The 15,364-nt window shown below is 54.5% G+C and carries 12 protein-coding genes; 7 read left to right on the top strand and 5 right to left on the bottom strand.

From position 1 onward, the window contains the following. Window positions 1-30: 30 nt before the first annotated feature. The gene (locus HEQ61_RS00060; protein ID WP_322099169.1) at window positions 31-1,905 is read left to right on the top strand and encodes a PAS domain-containing protein; all 1,875 of its coding nucleotides are present in this window, start codon (window positions 31-33) and stop codon (window positions 1,903-1,905) included. On the opposite strand, the gene HEQ61_RS00055 is transcribed toward HEQ61_RS00060, so the two are convergent. Beyond that, complete coding sequence (locus HEQ61_RS00055) at window positions 1,863-2,618, bottom strand: SDR family oxidoreductase (protein ID WP_168018527.1); 756 nt, start codon at window positions 2,616-2,618, stop codon at window positions 1,863-1,865. The genes HEQ61_RS00060 and HEQ61_RS00055 overlap by 43 nt on opposite strands. After that, complete coding sequence (locus tag HEQ61_RS00050) at window positions 2,615-3,697, bottom strand: mitochondrial fission ELM1 family protein (RefSeq protein WP_322099153.1); 1,083 nt, start codon at window positions 3,695-3,697, stop codon at window positions 2,615-2,617. Before HEQ61_RS00050 ends, HEQ61_RS00055 begins: the two co-directional genes overlap by 4 nt. A gap of 384 nt (window positions 3,698-4,081) precedes the next feature. Between HEQ61_RS00050 and HEQ61_RS00045 the strand changes: the two genes are divergently transcribed. From HEQ61_RS00045 to HEQ61_RS00035, 3 genes are all read left to right on the top strand, one after another. Further along, window positions 4,082-4,768 carry an orotate phosphoribosyltransferase gene (locus tag HEQ61_RS00045; RefSeq protein WP_168018525.1) on the top strand — a complete coding sequence of 229 codons (687 nt, stop codon included), beginning with the start codon at window positions 4,082-4,084 and terminating at the stop codon, window positions 4,766-4,768. A 143-nt stretch (window positions 4,769-4,911) separates the two neighbouring features. Beyond that, entirely contained in the window at window positions 4,912-6,483 is a 1,572-nt protein-coding gene (gene rmuC, locus HEQ61_RS00040; protein WP_168018524.1) for a DNA recombination protein RmuC, read from the top strand. A 195-nt stretch (window positions 6,484-6,678) separates the two neighbouring features. Beyond that, the gene (locus tag HEQ61_RS00035; RefSeq protein WP_168019183.1) at window positions 6,679-7,545 is read left to right on the top strand and encodes an LOG family protein; all 867 of its coding nucleotides are present in this window, start codon (window positions 6,679-6,681) and stop codon (window positions 7,543-7,545) included. 25 nt (window positions 7,546-7,570) lie between these two features. Here HEQ61_RS00035 and HEQ61_RS00030 read toward each other — a convergent pair whose 3' ends face one another. Continuing rightward, window positions 7,571-8,347 carry an MOSC domain-containing protein gene (locus tag HEQ61_RS00030; protein WP_168018523.1) on the bottom strand — a complete coding sequence of 259 codons (777 nt, stop codon included), beginning with the start codon at window positions 8,345-8,347 and terminating at the stop codon, window positions 7,571-7,573. Window positions 8,348-8,545: 198 nt separating this feature from the next. Between HEQ61_RS00030 and clpB the strand changes: the two genes are divergently transcribed. Next, the gene (gene clpB / locus HEQ61_RS00025; RefSeq protein ID WP_168018522.1) at window positions 8,546-11,167 is read left to right on the top strand and encodes an ATP-dependent chaperone ClpB; all 2,622 of its coding nucleotides are present in this window, start codon (window positions 8,546-8,548) and stop codon (window positions 11,165-11,167) included. A gap of 47 nt (window positions 11,168-11,214) precedes the next feature. Here the strand turns inward: clpB and bla are convergent, their stop codons facing one another. Together bla and HEQ61_RS00015 are read right to left on the bottom strand one after the other, a co-directional pair. Beyond that, window positions 11,215-12,108 carry a class A beta-lactamase gene (bla, locus tag HEQ61_RS00020; RefSeq protein ID WP_168019182.1) on the bottom strand — a complete coding sequence of 298 codons (894 nt, stop codon included), beginning with the start codon at window positions 12,106-12,108 and terminating at the stop codon, window positions 11,215-11,217. A gap of 141 nt (window positions 12,109-12,249) precedes the next feature. Beyond that, a complete protein-coding gene (locus HEQ61_RS00015; RefSeq protein ID WP_168018521.1) occupies window positions 12,250-13,143 on the bottom strand; it encodes an MBL fold metallo-hydrolase in 894 nt (297 codons plus the stop codon). A 430-nt stretch (window positions 13,144-13,573) separates the two neighbouring features. Here HEQ61_RS00015 and HEQ61_RS00010 point away from each other — a divergent pair, with 430 nt between their 5' ends. Together HEQ61_RS00010 and HEQ61_RS00005 are read left to right on the top strand one after the other, a co-directional pair. Continuing rightward, window positions 13,574-14,422 (top strand): M15 family metallopeptidase, encoded by an 849-nt coding sequence (locus tag HEQ61_RS00010; RefSeq protein WP_168018520.1) that lies wholly within the window; start codon window positions 13,574-13,576, stop codon window positions 14,420-14,422. A 339-nt stretch (window positions 14,423-14,761) separates the two neighbouring features. Next, complete coding sequence (locus HEQ61_RS00005) at window positions 14,762-15,136, top strand: holin family protein (protein ID WP_168018519.1); 375 nt, start codon at window positions 14,762-14,764, stop codon at window positions 15,134-15,136. The last annotated feature ends 228 nt before the right edge of the window (window positions 15,137-15,364 follow it).

Genomic DNA, 15,364 nt, shown 5'->3' with positions numbered 1-15,364 from the left:
TGCTCCCACGAACAGGAGATCTCCGGCTTGGTGGATGAAGGTCAGATTGACAAGGCCAGACCTGCGCAGGAGGATCTGTATGCCTCCATGCAAGAGCTTGTGCTGCCACCCCGGAAACCGGCACAAGACACGGAGCTTGGGAGTATAACAGGGTATGTAATTACCCTCGGCCTAAGCTTTCTTGTCACCATGGCAACGCTCCTGACGGTTTATCTTTCTGACACACGTCAGGAAAGCCGTTTCGTAACCGGACAAAGCCTTGAAAACAGTGCCCGTGAAGCAGAGCTGGCCCTGACGCGATTTGTAGGCCATCTGGAACGCGCTGCGGTTGCGGTGGAGTATGGAACCCCGGCTCCGGGGACAGCCCCACCCGGCACGGAATACAGCCCTCTCCTGCAACGAATCATGAAGCGGGAGGCTTCTCTTGTCAGCGTCGTTGTCAGCGACAGGGCGGGCCTTATCCACCACGCCTCCTTGCCCCAGATGGTCGGCACACAGTTTGAATACAGTGAAATGGCCATGGATGAACTGCGCAGTGACCGTTCGCGGCGAGCTGTGCTGGTTGGTCCCGTACGGAGTTCACTGGGCCGCATGGTCGTCATGTACGTTCATGCCCTGCACACGCCGGACCGCTCCATTCGCGGCATGGTTATCCTGACGTTTCCAACCCATGCCTTCACAACCTTGCTGGCTCCGCTGCGCCCTGACCATCCCAGCGGCAAACTGACCCTTCTTGACTCTGGCTTGACAATCCTGGCCCAACTGCCGGACCGGGATGCCGATGCCGTCGGATCATCCAAGGCTGACTTCACCCAGCTCGCACAGTTTGCAGCATCAGACAAGCTTGAAGCGCTTCTGGAAACCACGGGAAGCTCCGGGGGCCAGGACTCATTGATGATAGCAGCCCATAAAACATCCGTACTCGACCTGACCATTCTGGTTGAAATGTCTGAAAGCGATGGTCTGGCATCGTGGCGCCTCAGAGCCCTCAGCTTGTCTTTCCTGTTTTCTACTGTTGGGATCATGCTCACCGTTCTGGTTATTTTTATTCTCAGGCGGTCCTTGGCGTGGAGACAACAGAACAAAGAGATGGGACGGAACATACAAGTCTTTCTCAAGGCAGAAGAGATCGGGGATCTGGGCAGCTGGGCAGCCATGGAGGACGGCACAATCAAATGGTCTGATACGGCCTGCCGTATTCTCGGCTACAGGGAGGGGAACACAGGCCCCCTGGAAATGGCAGTGGGATCTCATGGTACAGAAACAGAAATGCTTGCTGAGGCCATCTCTGCCGCACGCCGTGGTGCCCCCTTGGATCTCGTGTACCGGTCCCACAATGGATCCAGGGAACTGTGGCTTCATATCAAGGCGGAACTTGGCTTTAATGAGCAAGGCAAGCCGGTCAACGGAACCGGCATCATCCAAGACGTCACCTGGATCCGTTCTTCTGAAGAAAAAGCACGGGCAACTGCACATCGTTTCCGCGAAATTCTGGAAAATCTGCCTGTCCCCGTATGGTGGAGCAGCCATGAGAAAGGTCGGAAACACTTCAATCATGCCTGGACAGTGCTGACGGGCATGCGCCCGGATCCGCTTAACCCGGATGAATGGATGGCAGCTATACACCCGGAAGACCGTCGCACAACACGATCACTGCTTCAGATCGCCTTCGAGAAACACGAACCCTCATCCATTCGCTTCAGGCTTCGTAATGTAGACGGTTCTTATATCCTGATGGCCTGCTCTCTCACCCCGTTCAGCGCAGAGGAGGGAGACGAGAAAGAACGGCGGGGCATTATCGCGGTATGCATGGAGGATCGTAAGGTGCAGCAGAAAGAACTGTCCGCTGCACCGTCCATCCCTCAAAAACAGGAAATAAAACCTCCGTCGACAAAAAGCACATGACCTGTCACATAGCTCGATGACGGAGAAGACAGAAAAACAGCCGCACCGGTCACTTCATCCGGACGCCCCCACCGCCCCACGGCTGTACGACCGGCAAGCCACGTAGCAACATCCGGATCTGAAGACATTTCCCGGTTCGTTTCTGTGGCAAAAAAACCGGGTGCCAAGGCGTTGACAGTAATGCCCTGATGCCCCCACTCCATCGCAAGGGCACGGGTCATCCCGGTCAAGGCCGCCTTGGAAGCCGTGTAAACCGCATCACCGCGTCTGGCAACATGGGCTGCAACGGACGTAACGTTGATAATGCGGCCAAACCCGCGCTCTGCCATCCCCGGAGCAACCAGACGTGCCAACGAAAAGGGGGCAATCAGATTTGCCGTCAACATAGTCTCAACATCTTGGTCGGTAAAAGCTTCGACCGGGCGACGGTCACGCATTCCGACAGCGTTGACAAGGATATCAAGCCGACCACTTTCCCGGAATACGGACTGAACAGCCCTGTCACGCTCGCCCTTGTCTTCAACCGCAAACACAAGCGGTCGACTTCCCGGAACGCGGTCACACGCAACCTGCAAGGCGGCGCGGTCACGTCCCCCCATCCAGACAACAGCACCAACAGACGCAAGTCCAACAGCAATCTCAAGGCCCAGACCACGGGATGCCCCCGTGACAAGGGCAACCCGACCTGTCAGGTCAAACAAAGGCAATGTCACTGACCGTCACCCTCTTCGCCGAGGAGGGCAAGACGAACCATGCGCGCAATATCAACGGCAGCATTCAGGGGCGGATGGACCCAGGTCGAAAACGTATCTTTCATCGGTTCAGCAATACCAAGTGCATAAAGGTTCCGGTGCAGCCGGGCATGCTTGCGCGATACCAGACCGGTGGGGGCATAAATAAAAACAGGTGCCGGGCTGGCACAGGCTTCCGAGACCATGCTGACCGAATCTCCGGTTACAACAATGGCATCGGCCAGAGCAAGATAGCCAAAATAGGGATTCTCATCCCGACTACCCCAGCGAAACGAATGACCAGGTGCCGGAAGGGCCGCAAAAAGGGCATCCGTAGCATCGCGCCCGGTTCTTCGTGACGTGGTTACAACAAGCGACCCACCCGCACTGGCAACCATGGACGAAACATGCTTGCCAAGATCGGTCGCCATCTTTGGTGTAAAGGCCTTGCGGCGCGTTGCCCCCCCGACGATCAGAGCCACCACCGGCCCCCGCAAATGCCGCAGGCGATCACGCCAGCGCGCACCCTCGACAGCAAGTCGCCCTTCCGTTACCCGGTGGGGAGCACCGGTAATCCTCATCACATTGGCATACTGGCCAAAAAGGTTATCGTGTGTCGGCACGGCAACCAGATCAAAGTCGGAAATACCGGGCATGCCGGGCCACATAATCTGGCAGAGGAAACACGGCTTTCCCGCACGTCGCTTGATCCAGCGTGCAACAGGAGCCGTACGACGCCCGGCAGCAATAACCAGATCAGGTGTCTGGTCCGGCGTCAGGGTTGTTTCCAACAGAACACAACTTTCATTGCTGATGCCAAGCAACGATGCCCCGCGCAACAGATTGGGCATGTGACCAAGAGCTGTATAGTGTATCGGGCGAACCTCAAAGGGCCAGCCAAGAGCTTCGGCAACGCCAGTTGCCTGGCTGACATTCCCAGCCCGGTCATCGGTCAACACCCAGACGACAGGATCCACAGGATCCACCAGCCTTGCCCCCTGTTTATGAGGAAACGACGGAGCCGCCGCAAAAGGTGCCCTGCCCGCGCGACCGGAAGACACACGCCCCCCTGTATGGGAACTTCGTGACGAACCCGACGCGCTTCCCCGCGATTTTTGCGGCGGAACTTTCATTTTGCCCAGCCCTGAAAGAATGGCACAAACATACCATCACACGAAACACGGCATACGTTGCGAAACTATATGACATAAAGTGTACAAAAAGAATACTCCGTAACCAGCCTCTTGCTACATATAACGTCTGCCCTGACACGAAGTTCAGATTCGCGACACATCCACCTTGGTATCGACACGGACAGACGGATGAGTCCTGCCCCGCACCGGAACAAAGACCAGATCGCGCAAGCAGAAGGTTTTGAATTGTTCGATACTACCAAAAGCTTTACAACGTCCGTACCTCTCAGTCTTCAAGCACAAGGAACAGCCATGGATGCCATCCGCACCCCGGACAGCCTGTCCACAGCCACAACTGTTTCCCGGATTTTACTGGATATCGGGGCCGTTCACTTCCGCCCAGACGAGCCTTATACCCTGACATCGGGCTGGGCAAGCCCGGTCTATATTGACTGCCGCAAGATTATTGCCTTTCCGCGGGCCAGACAAAAAATCATCAGCTTGGCGGTAGAGCATGTGGAACACAGAATCGGCTTCGACAGGCTGGACACGGTTGCCGGGGGAGAAACAGCGGGTATCCCCTATGCTACTTGGCTGGCTGACCGCCTGAATCTGCCCATGCAGTACGTCCGGAAAAAGCCGAAAGGCTTTGGACGCATGGCCCGGATTGAAGGAGACCTGAAAGAGGGGCAACGGGTTCTTCTGGTGGAAGATCTGGCGACAGATGGTGGATCAAAGATTCACTTTGCCCAAGCCCTGCGCGAGGCGGGTGCACAGTGCCGCCATGCACTGGTTATCTTTTTTTATGGCATTTTCCCCGGGGCCTTGGACCACTTGTCGCGGGAAGATCTGGAGCTACATTATCTGTGTACATGGCACGATGTACTGCAAACAGCCCTGAAGACCAACAGCATCACCCACAACGATGCTGTGGAGGTCCAGAACTTTCTTGATGATCCCAAGGGCTGGTCAGCCGCCAACAAGGGGCGTGCAGCCTGAAAGAGCACGGTGGGCCATGCCGGCGTGTACGGCCCACTTCCTGATTATTCACTTTTTGTTCTCTTTATCACCTTGATTCCTTTGTCCTGATATTCCACTGTAGGCGAGTATAGCGCCCTTCCACTCTCCTGGAATCTTTGGATATGCCTTCCCTGTTGCTGGATGTTTTTCTTGTTACCTTGAGCCTTGGCTGCGCCGCACTGGCCGGCATCCTGTGGCGCAACGGCGCCAGAATACGGGAAACACTGTCTGTCACCGAAAACGAACGCGAACGCCTGTCCGTAGCTTGGCATGAGTCCGAGTGCACCCGTGCCGTGCTTCAGGAACGCATATCGCACCTGGTTGATCTGGAAGACGAACTCAGGCAACAACATGCCCTGCGAAGACATCTGGAGCAGGAACTGGGCTCACTCCGTGAAACAGCAGGGCGGCTTGAAACCGTTAACCAGGAACAGAAAGATCGCCTTGGCGTAGCGGAACGAATAAGCGCACAGATGACGACGAAGCTTGAGCATCTGGAACGCGAACGTGCCGACCTGCAATCCAGACTGGCCGTTGTCACCGAAACACTGGAACAGGAACGTCGGCAGGCCAACGAAAGACTGGCCTTGCTCAAGGATGCCCGCGACCAGATGGGCAAGGAGTTCAGGGTTCTGGCCGAAGGCGTCATAACCCAGCATAGCACAACCTTTACCCGCCAGAACCGGGAACAGATAGAAGCCATCCTGGCCCCCATGCGCCAGAAGCTTTCAGAATTCCAGCAGGGACTGCAAAGTGCCCACGTTGAAAGCAGCAAGGACCGCGCAGCACTGGCCGAGCAAATTCGTACCCTGACAGAAACCGGGGCACGAATGAGTAATGAAACCCATAATCTGACACAGGCGTTGAAGGGCAAAAGCAAAACCCAAGGCGCGTGGGGGGAAATGGTCCTGACCTCTATCCTGGAACGATCCGGCCTGAGAGAAGGCGAGGAATACCAGAGTCAGGAAACCTTCACGACCGAGGATGGCAAACGGTTGCGGCCTGATGTTGTTGTCTACCTGCCAGGCGGGCAAAAGGTCATTGTCGACAGCAAGGTATCCCTGACCGCTTTTGAAGCCTGCATTAATGCGGAAACCGATGCTGAACGTACCGCCCAGGCCAAGGCTCACGTGACATCCCTGCGCAATCACATTCGCGACCTTTCGGGCAAGACCTATCAGAACTTGCCCGGCATCCAGCTGGATTACGTCATCTTGTTTGTTCCCATAGAGGGGGCGCTGGCCCTGGCGCTGCAGGAAGACCCGGAACTGACGGCCTGTGCGGCAGAAGCCAACATTGCCATTGCAACACCAACAACCCTGATGATTGCCCTGCGTACCATTGCTGCCGTATGGAAGGTGGAGCGACGCAACAGCAATGCAGAGGAAATCGCAGCCTTGGCCGGTAAAATGTACGACAAGCTCACCGGCTTTGTCGAAGACATGCAGATGATCGGCACACGTCTGAACCAAACCCACAAAAGCTATGATGCCGCCATGAACAAACTTTCATCCGGACACGGGAACCTGCTGCGGCAAGCACAGCGGGTCTATGAGCTGGGTGGAAAAGCATCAAAGAAACTGCCTCCGGAGCTTGTTTCCGAAGATACGCCAGCTCCGTCACAGCCCGCATTGCCACCTGCCCGCGCCGAGACCACCCCACAGAGACAGCATACCTTGACAACGGGGATGTAAACCGGATCGGCATGCGCGACACTATTCTTGGCTTGGTGGCTAAGTGCGCCGAAAACGGTTGCAGTCTGCCGCGTTCAATTATCTGATGAATGGAAAACGCTCCTGCATGCTTGTTGTGGAGATTGTTCCTTGTCATCTGATTCACACGACCGTCCCTACTCCCCGTTTGCCAGTTCGGCTGAAGACCGGCGCACAATCGACGAGGAAATCGCCAGGGACTCTACGCCGCAAAACAGCTCCCCCAGTTATCGCCTGGCTTTTACGGACCTGGACTTCCTGACCACGCGCGACCTGCGCCCCGTTCGGCTGCAGCTGGAGCTGCTCAAGCCTGAAGTTTTGCTGCAGGAAGAAGGCATTGTTTCAACCGTCGTTGTTTTCGGCAGCGCGCGGATCCATGAGCCCAAGGTCGCACAAGCGGCCTTGCAGCAAGCTGAAAAGGCAGCCTCGGCCAATCCCGACGATGCCACAGCCAAACGCAATCTGGCCATTGCAAAACGCCTGGCTGAAACCAGTCGCTACTACGATATTGCACGTACGTTTGCCCGCCTGGTGTCAGAAGCAGGAAGTCAACCCGGCCGCCGCCGTTATGTTGTATGTACAGGTGGGGGCCCTGGCATCATGGAAGCGGCCAACCGGGGGGCTGACGATATTGGTGCTGACAGCGTTGGCTTGTCTATTGTTCTGCCGCATGAACAGGCACCGAACAGCTACATCACGCCCAAGCTCTCGTTCAACTTCCACTATTTTGCCATCCGCAAAATGCACTTCCTGATCCGGGCCGAGGCGCTTGCCTGCTTCCCCGGTGGATTCGGAACCATGGACGAGCTGTTCGAGGGACTAACCCTGATTCAAACCCACAAAATCCAGAAGATTCCTGTTCTTCTTTTCGGAGAAGCCTGGTGGCGACGGGTGGTGAATTTCGAGGCCATGGTCGAGGAAGGCACAATATCACCCGAAGATCTGGACATATTCCGCTTCGTCGAAACGGCAGAAGAAGGATGGAAAGCGATTGAAGACTTCTACAGCCGCCATCCCAGGCCCAATGGCTGGGGCGGCGGATAGGCAGAGCGCAATACAGCCTCCTGTCTCAGGTTACAGAAGACAACGGCGCTGAAACCTTGCAGCCGACCTCCATTACCCCGCCTGTCACAACCTGGGCCAAAACACCGAAATAACTGTGCCCGAACCCGCGCTGCAGAGACCGCACCAGATTCAGGTCCACAAGACCCTGTGCAGGATCTACGTTGGCAGATGGCCTACATTCCGCAGGCTGAACGAAACGCAGGCGCAACCCTTTCCCTACAACGATTTCACGTCCGATCATCGACAGCTCAACCCAAGCCGGCAACCCTGCCAGTATCAAGTTGGGACGAAAACGGCGGGCATCAAGGGAATGGCCGGCAACACGCTCCAGATCCATCAGGCTGCTTTCCGAGACAACCGTCAGCAGCGTCCCACCAGCCAAACCGGACAGCTCATCACCCAGATCGACAAGACCAACATCCGGTTGACCGGGATCATGAAGAAAGGCGGAGAAAAAGTCCGATATCCTGGCGCGACCAACAACGGTCGACAAATCAGCCCAAGCCACCTGCCGGCCATCACGCTCAATCGTCAGTGTCGAAGCCCCGTCAATCCAGCGCGTTGTGAGAAGGGCCAAGCGCGGCGTATTGGCCAAGGTTACAAACTGATTCTCGGTCAGACGTACGCCCGGCAGGGAAACTGCCAACGTCCCACCACGGACAATGGCATAACGACGATCGCCTAGTATTCCCTCGCTTGGCCGCAACAAAACCCGCCGCAACGGATCGGCGCTCAATCCCTTGACCGGATACCGGCATATGTGCGCTACAGTCGCCTTCATATGACAATTCTCCTTTTATTTGCGCGAATTGTCAATTCGTCACAATTATAAGATGCTTCCTTCTGATCCCCCTTGCGGACAACTGTTTTTACTCCCTATGTTTTTCCTGTGTCGCCGTACATCGGGGCACACGTCATTGTTCGGCTGAGCATTCACATTGGCTGAACCGTTACCGTCGCTCATCACGAGGACAAAGACATGGATTTTGAACACTTTACCGATCGATCAAAGGGATTCATACAGGCCGCACAAACCATAGCTCTCCGGGAAAATCACCAGCAGGTTGTCCCTGAACATGTGCTGAAGGCTCTTCTTGACGACCGCGAAGGGCTGGCCTCGAACCTGATGGACAAGGCTGGCGCCGATGCCGCAAAGGCTCGGGCCGGGGTTGACAGCGCTGTTGCAAAGCTGCCCCGGGTACAGGGTGCCTCGCAGATGTTTTATGCCCAGGATCTCTCACGCATCCTGGTCACCGCACAAGAACTGGCTGAAAAGGCGGGAGACAGCTTTGTCACCGCAGAATACCTTCTTCTGGCCATGGTCGCACGCACCGGTACCACCGTGTGTGACATTCTGACCCAGTCCGGCCTGACCAGCGAAAAGCTGGTAGCGGCCATACGGGAGCTTCGCAAAGGGCGGGTTGCAGACTCCGCATCGGCAGAACAGCAGTACGATGCCCTGAAGAAGTATGCCCGTGATCTGACCGAAGCAGCCCGGAACGGAAAGCTCGACCCTGTTATCGGACGCGATGAGGAAATTCGACGCGCCATTCAGGTTTTATCACGGCGCACAAAAAACAACCCGGTGCTGATTGGCGAACCCGGTGTTGGAAAAACGGCGGTTGTCGAAGGACTGGCCCTGCGGATTATCAACGGGGATATCCCGGAATCCCTGGCCGGAAAAAGCCTGATGTCCCTGGACATGGGATCCCTGATTGCCGGAGCCAAATTTCGGGGCGAATTCGAGGAACGGCTGAAAGCCGTACTGAACGAGGTCACGGCAGCAGAAGGCGGCATTATCCTGTTCATTGATGAAATGCATACCTTGGTCGGGGCAGGCAAAACAGACGGCGCCATGGATGCTGCCAACCTGATCAAGCCCGCCCTTGCACGGGGGGAACTGCACTGTATCGGGGCAACAACCCTGGATGAATACCGCAAGCACGTTGAAAAGGATGCCGCCCTTGCACGCCGTTTCCAGCCTGTTTTTGTCGATGAACCAAACGTAGAGGACACCGTATCGATCTTGCGGGGTATCCGCGAGAAATATGAACTGCACCACGGTGTCCGCATTTCAGACTCGGCACTGGTCTCTGCCGCCACGTTGTCACACCGCTATATCACCGACCGTTTCCTTCCCGACAAGGCCATTGATCTTGTGGATGAAGCAGCAAGCCGGTTGCGGATGGAAGTCGATTCAAAACCGGAAGATCTGGATGAGCTGGATCGCCGTATCGTGCAGCTGAAAATAGAGCGGGAGGCCCTGAAACGGGAGACAGACAACGCATCCCGCGACCGTCTGGTAAAGCTGGAACGGGAGCTGGCCGAGCTGGAAGAAAAATCAGCTGAGCTGACCGCGCGCTGGAAAGCTGAAAAGGACACACTGGCCGGGGCAACCCGCCTGAAAGAACAACTGGACCAAGCCCGGATGGAGCTGGAACAAGCCTTGCGCGAAAGCCGCTATGAACGGGCCGGGGAACTACAGTATGCGGTTATCCCCGCCCTGCAAGCCCGGCTACAGGAAGCAGAGCACCGCGAAGACGGTAAAAATAGCATGGTCAATGAAACCGTCACCACCCAGCACATTGCCGGCGTCGTATCGCGCTGGACAGGTATCCCTGTCGATAAAATGCTGGAAGGTGAACGCGAAAAGCTGCTGCGCATGGAATCCATGCTGGGACAGCGTGTCATCGGACAGCACGAAGCACTGGTCGCCGTATCCAGTGCCATTCGCCGGGCCAGGGCCGGACTGGGAGATCCGAACCGCCCGATGGGTTCTTTCCTGTTCCTGGGGCCAACCGGGGTCGGAAAAACAGAACTGACAAAAGCCCTGGCCAGCTTCCTGTTTGATGATGACAACGCCATGGTTCGTATCGACATGAGCGAATTTATGGAAAAGCACGCGGTATCCCGCTTGATCGGCGCCCCGCCGGGTTATGTTGGATACGAGGAAGGTGGCGTGCTGTCCGAAGCCGTGCGACGGCGACCCTATCAGGTTATCTTGTTTGACGAAGTTGAAAAAGCTCACCCCGATGTTTTCAACGTCCTGCTGCAAGTCCTGGATGACGGACGCTTGACCGACGGACAAGGCCATACGGTTGACTTCCGCAATACGCTGATCATCCTGACCTCCAACCTGGGCGCCGATATTCTGGCCGCCCAGCCGGATGGCCAGGATTCAGAAGCCGTACGCCCGCAGGTCATGGATGTGGTACGGGCCGCGTTCCGTCCGGAGTTCCTGAACCGGCTGGACGAGGTCCTGTTGTTCCATCGGCTGGGCCGGGGTCATATGACCGGTATTGTATCCATCCAGATTGACCGGTTACGCAAACGTCTGAGCGATCGTCAGATAGAGCTGAGTGTCAATGCAGAGGCCATGACATGGTTGGCCGAGCATGGCTATGATCCTGTTTATGGGGCCCGTCCCCTGAAACGGGTGATCCAGAAGCAACTGGAAAACCCACTGGCCACACTGTTGCTCGAAGGCAGAATCCGCGATGGAGACACCGTGGCTGTAACCGTCAGCGACGGTCATCTGATGCTGAACGACCACACGGTTGCGACAGAGCAACCAGCGAACCCATCCTCGACTGTACACTGAACAACGGCGGTACGGAGCCTTGAGGCTCCGTACCGCCCTGTCTCGCGCTATGCCAACCCGTCAACAATGATGCGGGTAGCCTGGGCCACGATGTCATCACGCCAGACAGCCTCACGATAATGCTGGGTCGTATAAATAGACGCGATCACAGGCTTCCTGCCGGGAGGCCACAGCACACCAATCGCATTGGCCGTTCCATAAGACCCACTGCCTGTTCTGTCCCCGACCATCCAGCCTTCAGGAACACCGGCTCGTATGCGGGATGCTCCCGTTGTGTTGCCTTTCAACCAGTCCTGCAATACGGCACGATGCATATCTGACAACACATCACCAAACAAAAGGCGGTCCAGGCTTCGGGCTATAGCTACCGGTGTTGAGGTATCACGGAGATCACCGGGAATAGCTGTATTCAGGTCCGTCTCCCAGCGGTCCAGACGAAAATCCGTATCCCCTGCCTGACGCATAAAGGTGGTAACCGCATCAGGCCCGCCCAGAATCCGCATCAGAAGATTGGCCGCCGTGTTGTCGCTGTACTGGATGGCTGCGGCACACATATCCCGCACACGCATTCCGGAATGCACATGCTGCTGGGTCACTGGAGAATAAGAGACAAGCTCTTCCAGAGGATAAGATATCACCCGGTCCAGAAGCCCGTGATCCGATGTGCTACGGTGCAGAATTGCCGCAGCCAGAAATGCCTTGAATGTACTGCAAACCGGGAAACGCTCTTCGGATCGCCATGCGAGGGAAGCCCCACTGCCCGTGTCAAAGGCAAAAACCCCCAAGCGCCCGTCGAACGTTCCTTCCAGATCTGACAGACGCTGTACCGCATCAGCAGATGAGTGTTGTGCAGCCATTCCGTAAACCGGAGACAATGCAACAACAGAAAACAAGGACACCGTCTTGAGAAAAGAACGACGACTGTACACAGCAGCCTGCATCATATGGCCTCCAGCATGGCAACCCGTCAAAGGAACGCGATATTAGACGGACCACATGGAAGTTCCACTCTTTTCAACGGTATAAAGAAAATGGAGGGGCAATGCGCCCCTCCACGAAAGAATACAGCATTCATCAAAGGCTTAATGCGCAGGCCACTTCATTTCGCCCTTGATCACCTTTGCACTTAATTCCAGGGAATCTGCATGCGCAAGCTTTGGATACCGCTTGCGCATGGCCGCAATCAATTCACCGGAATTTGATGCCAAGGCGGCCTCAACCTCAAACGCTCTAAGGTAGATGCGTGTAAAGTCTATAGCACCAACATCAAAGGGCATCTTGCCATGGGCATCAGGCAGGAAATGACCCGGAATAACCTTTTTCGGATGCATTTCCTTGAAATGCTCCAACATCTTCAACCAGTCCTGGCGTGACTGGAATGTCTGCGTATCAGCAACCCAGACATGGAGGTTGGCAACAATCGGAACCCCACCCAGAATCGTCTGCATGGACGGTATCCATAAAACCGTGCGGTCAGGGCTTGGACCATCCAGCCCGATAATCTTGATCGTTTCGCCTTCCAAGGTCAGGGTGTTGCCCGACAGCGGACGTGGGACAATAACCTCTTTCGGGGCATTTTGCTTCAGGATCGGCCCCCAATAGGCCACCTTCCCGTCTTTATTGGCCTTGATGGCAGCCACCGTCTGGGGCGTAGCAACAATTTCTGCGTCAGGAAACGCTGCATGCAGGACATCAAGACCAAAGTAATAGTCCGGGTCATTATGGCTGACATAAATTGTCTTCAGCTTTCTGCCGCTGGCCTTGATCTTGTGCACAAGGGCCTGTGCGTCATTACGCTGGAACTGGGCATCAACCAGAATGGCTTCATGCTTTCCCATAACAATCGTTGATGTAACAGGAAAAATGCTCTTCTCACCCGGATTATAAACGTCAAGCTGAAGCGGGGACGCCACCGCCGAGATCGTAAAGAAAGCAGAGGCCACCATCACGGCAGCCGCAAGGGGACGAAATGACATTGTTCTGCTCCTGCTTGGGGGAACGACGGAAAACGCTAACACTTCACAACCATTTTGGCAAAAACAGGGACAGTTTACATAATCAAGCAAAATCCGGGCTTTCGTTCCGGGGCAGCCAGATACACCGGCAGACTCGAAAGAGCATATGTGACCCTGAAGACATAAACATATGCATGTTACGGCTCATCTTGGCTGAAACGGTCCTGAAAAGAGCACGTCACTTACTCCATGACAGCCAACAAAATATCAGGCTCATGTCTGCTATCCAGACACTATAGTGACAGAGTATTCTTGCTCCTCTGGCGGGGACATACGTGTGAATAGAACTGTCATCACGTCATTGAAAAGAAGAAGGCAATCTCCCCGAGCAGGAATATCAGAACATGTTTCAACCAAAGTTCCATGCGCAAAACCAAGGAGTTCTACATATATGAATACAATAATACGCATAGCCCTGTTTTCTGCCTTTACATCTCTTTTCATGGCACCAGGAAGAATGGCTACAGCAAACATTACTCCTGTTGATGAGGCCCAATGTCAGAACATGAAAGATCATGGCACAATGCCTGATACAAATCCTGACACACCGGATAAAGACAAGCCTCCCGTTGGATGTGATCGGCTGCGCAATGTTCATTTCCAATATATTGATTTCAAAGGAAATAAACACGAAGGCACACTTGTTGTTCTTGACGTTATTTCTGAAAGCACACAGTCTATATTTGACCATTTATATGCCATGCGCTTTCCTATCGCTCAGGCAATGCCCATGGAGCACTTCGACGGCGATGATGATCGCGCTATGGAAGCCAATAATACTTCCGCCTTTAACGGTCGAAGAATTGCTGGTTCCACAAGCTGGTCAAAGCATGCCTATGGCGCGGCAATTGACCTGAATCCACTGCAAAATCCTGTCCTGTACCCAAGCACGAATGGAACAATTGCCGTCAAGCCCCTTGCAGCAACAGGAACCTATATAAACCGTCTGGATGCAAGACCTGGGAAAGCTGTTCGCCCCGGCATGGCAGAACAAGTTATCGATTTATTTGCCCAGCATGGATTTATTCGTTGGGGAGGGTACTGGGATAGCCCAATGGATATGCAACATTTTGAAGTCGGGACTGTTAATTTTGTAAAAACCTTGGCTTCCAAGCCCCTTGAGCAAGGAAAGATCATCTTTGAAAAGTATATAGAAGACTACAAAAAGTGTATCTGCGAAAAGAAAGGCGAGGACAAGGCACGAGACCGCGCGGAATGCGTAGAGCAATTATCAAATTAATATAAATATAATCAATTTTTTATCCCCGGGGCATTTATACTCCGGGGTATATTTATCTATTTGATAGGCATGTTTTTGCGCAGATATTCCGCCACACCTATATACGGTATCTCTCTTTTTATTCTGCATCGCTTTTGCTGAAGGGATGGGCATATTTATACATTCTGCAGCGGTCACAGTGACGCGCTTTATTTACAGCTTAGTCCTTTGCCTCTCGGTTGAGTCAGGCGAATTCTGTCATTGAGTTATCGTCTTTGTTGCGCTATAGCGTACACAAAACAAGAGCGCTGGAGCGATTGGTGTTCCGGGCGCGTGCGCTTTTATGATGAGGAGCAAGCCATGTGGGGCACACTTTTTCCGTTGATCGGAGGATTGCTGGATAAAATCATCCCCGACAAGGACAAGGCCGATGAGGCGAAGCTGAAACTGATGGAATTACAGCTGAGCGGTCAGCTTGAAGAGATCACGCAACAACAGTCAGTGAATCGTGCTGAGGCAGGATCTGGCAGTTTGTTTGTATCGGGTTGGCGTCCTGCGATTGGCTGGATTCTTGCGGCCTCGATTGCGTATCAATACCTGGTTCGTCCGTTTTTGATTGGCTTCAATGTGTCGCCAAATCTTCCTGGCCTTGACGAGATGTTGTGGGAATTGATGTTCGGGATGGTAGGCGTCAGCAGTCTTCACACGTTTGAGAAAGTGAACATGCCGAAATAGGGTTTTCTGGGTGCGGTAGTACGGGGCTGCATGGAATATTTCGTGCAGCTTTTTTATTGTTCTGAATACAGAAAACCGGCTTATGTAAGCCGGTTTTCTGATTATTTTGTATAGAAGCAAGTTTTTTTGAATTGAGAGATGAGAAGACCTGGCGGCGCCCTACTCTCCCGTGCCTTGAGGCAAAGTACCATTGGCGCAGCTGTTTTTCACGGCCGAGTTCGGGAAGGG

Source organism: Haematospirillum sp. H4485 (assembly GCF_012102745.1).
Classification (GTDB): Bacteria; Pseudomonadota; Alphaproteobacteria; order Rhodospirillales; family Rhodospirillaceae; genus Haematospirillum.
Note: the sequence above shows the minus strand (reverse complement) of the source record. Positions and strands in the feature narration are given on the sequence as shown.

Bases quoted from the DNA above. Each gene is read 5' to 3' on its own strand.
- bla (WP_168019182.1), bottom strand. From the start codon at position 12,108: ATGCAGGCTGCTGTGTACAGTCGTCGTTCTTTTCTCAAGACGGTGTCC.
- HEQ61_RS00005 (WP_168018519.1), top strand. From the start codon at position 14,762: ATGTGGGGCACACTTTTTCCGTTGATCGGAGGATTGCTGGATAAAATC.
- rmuC (WP_168018524.1), top strand. From the start codon at position 4,912: ATGCCTTCCCTGTTGCTGGATGTTTTTCTTGTTACCTTGAGCCTTGGC.
- clpB (WP_168018522.1), top strand. From the start codon at position 8,546: ATGGATTTTGAACACTTTACCGATCGATCAAAGGGATTCATACAGGCC.
- HEQ61_RS00030 (WP_168018523.1), bottom strand. From the start codon at position 8,347: ATGAAGGCGACTGTAGCGCACATATGCCGGTATCCGGTCAAGGGATTG.
- HEQ61_RS00045 (WP_168018525.1), top strand. From the start codon at position 4,082: ATGGATGCCATCCGCACCCCGGACAGCCTGTCCACAGCCACAACTGTT.
- HEQ61_RS00010 (WP_168018520.1), top strand. From the start codon at position 13,574: ATGAATACAATAATACGCATAGCCCTGTTTTCTGCCTTTACATCTCTT.
- HEQ61_RS00015 (WP_168018521.1), bottom strand. From the start codon at position 13,143: ATGTCATTTCGTCCCCTTGCGGCTGCCGTGATGGTGGCCTCTGCTTTC.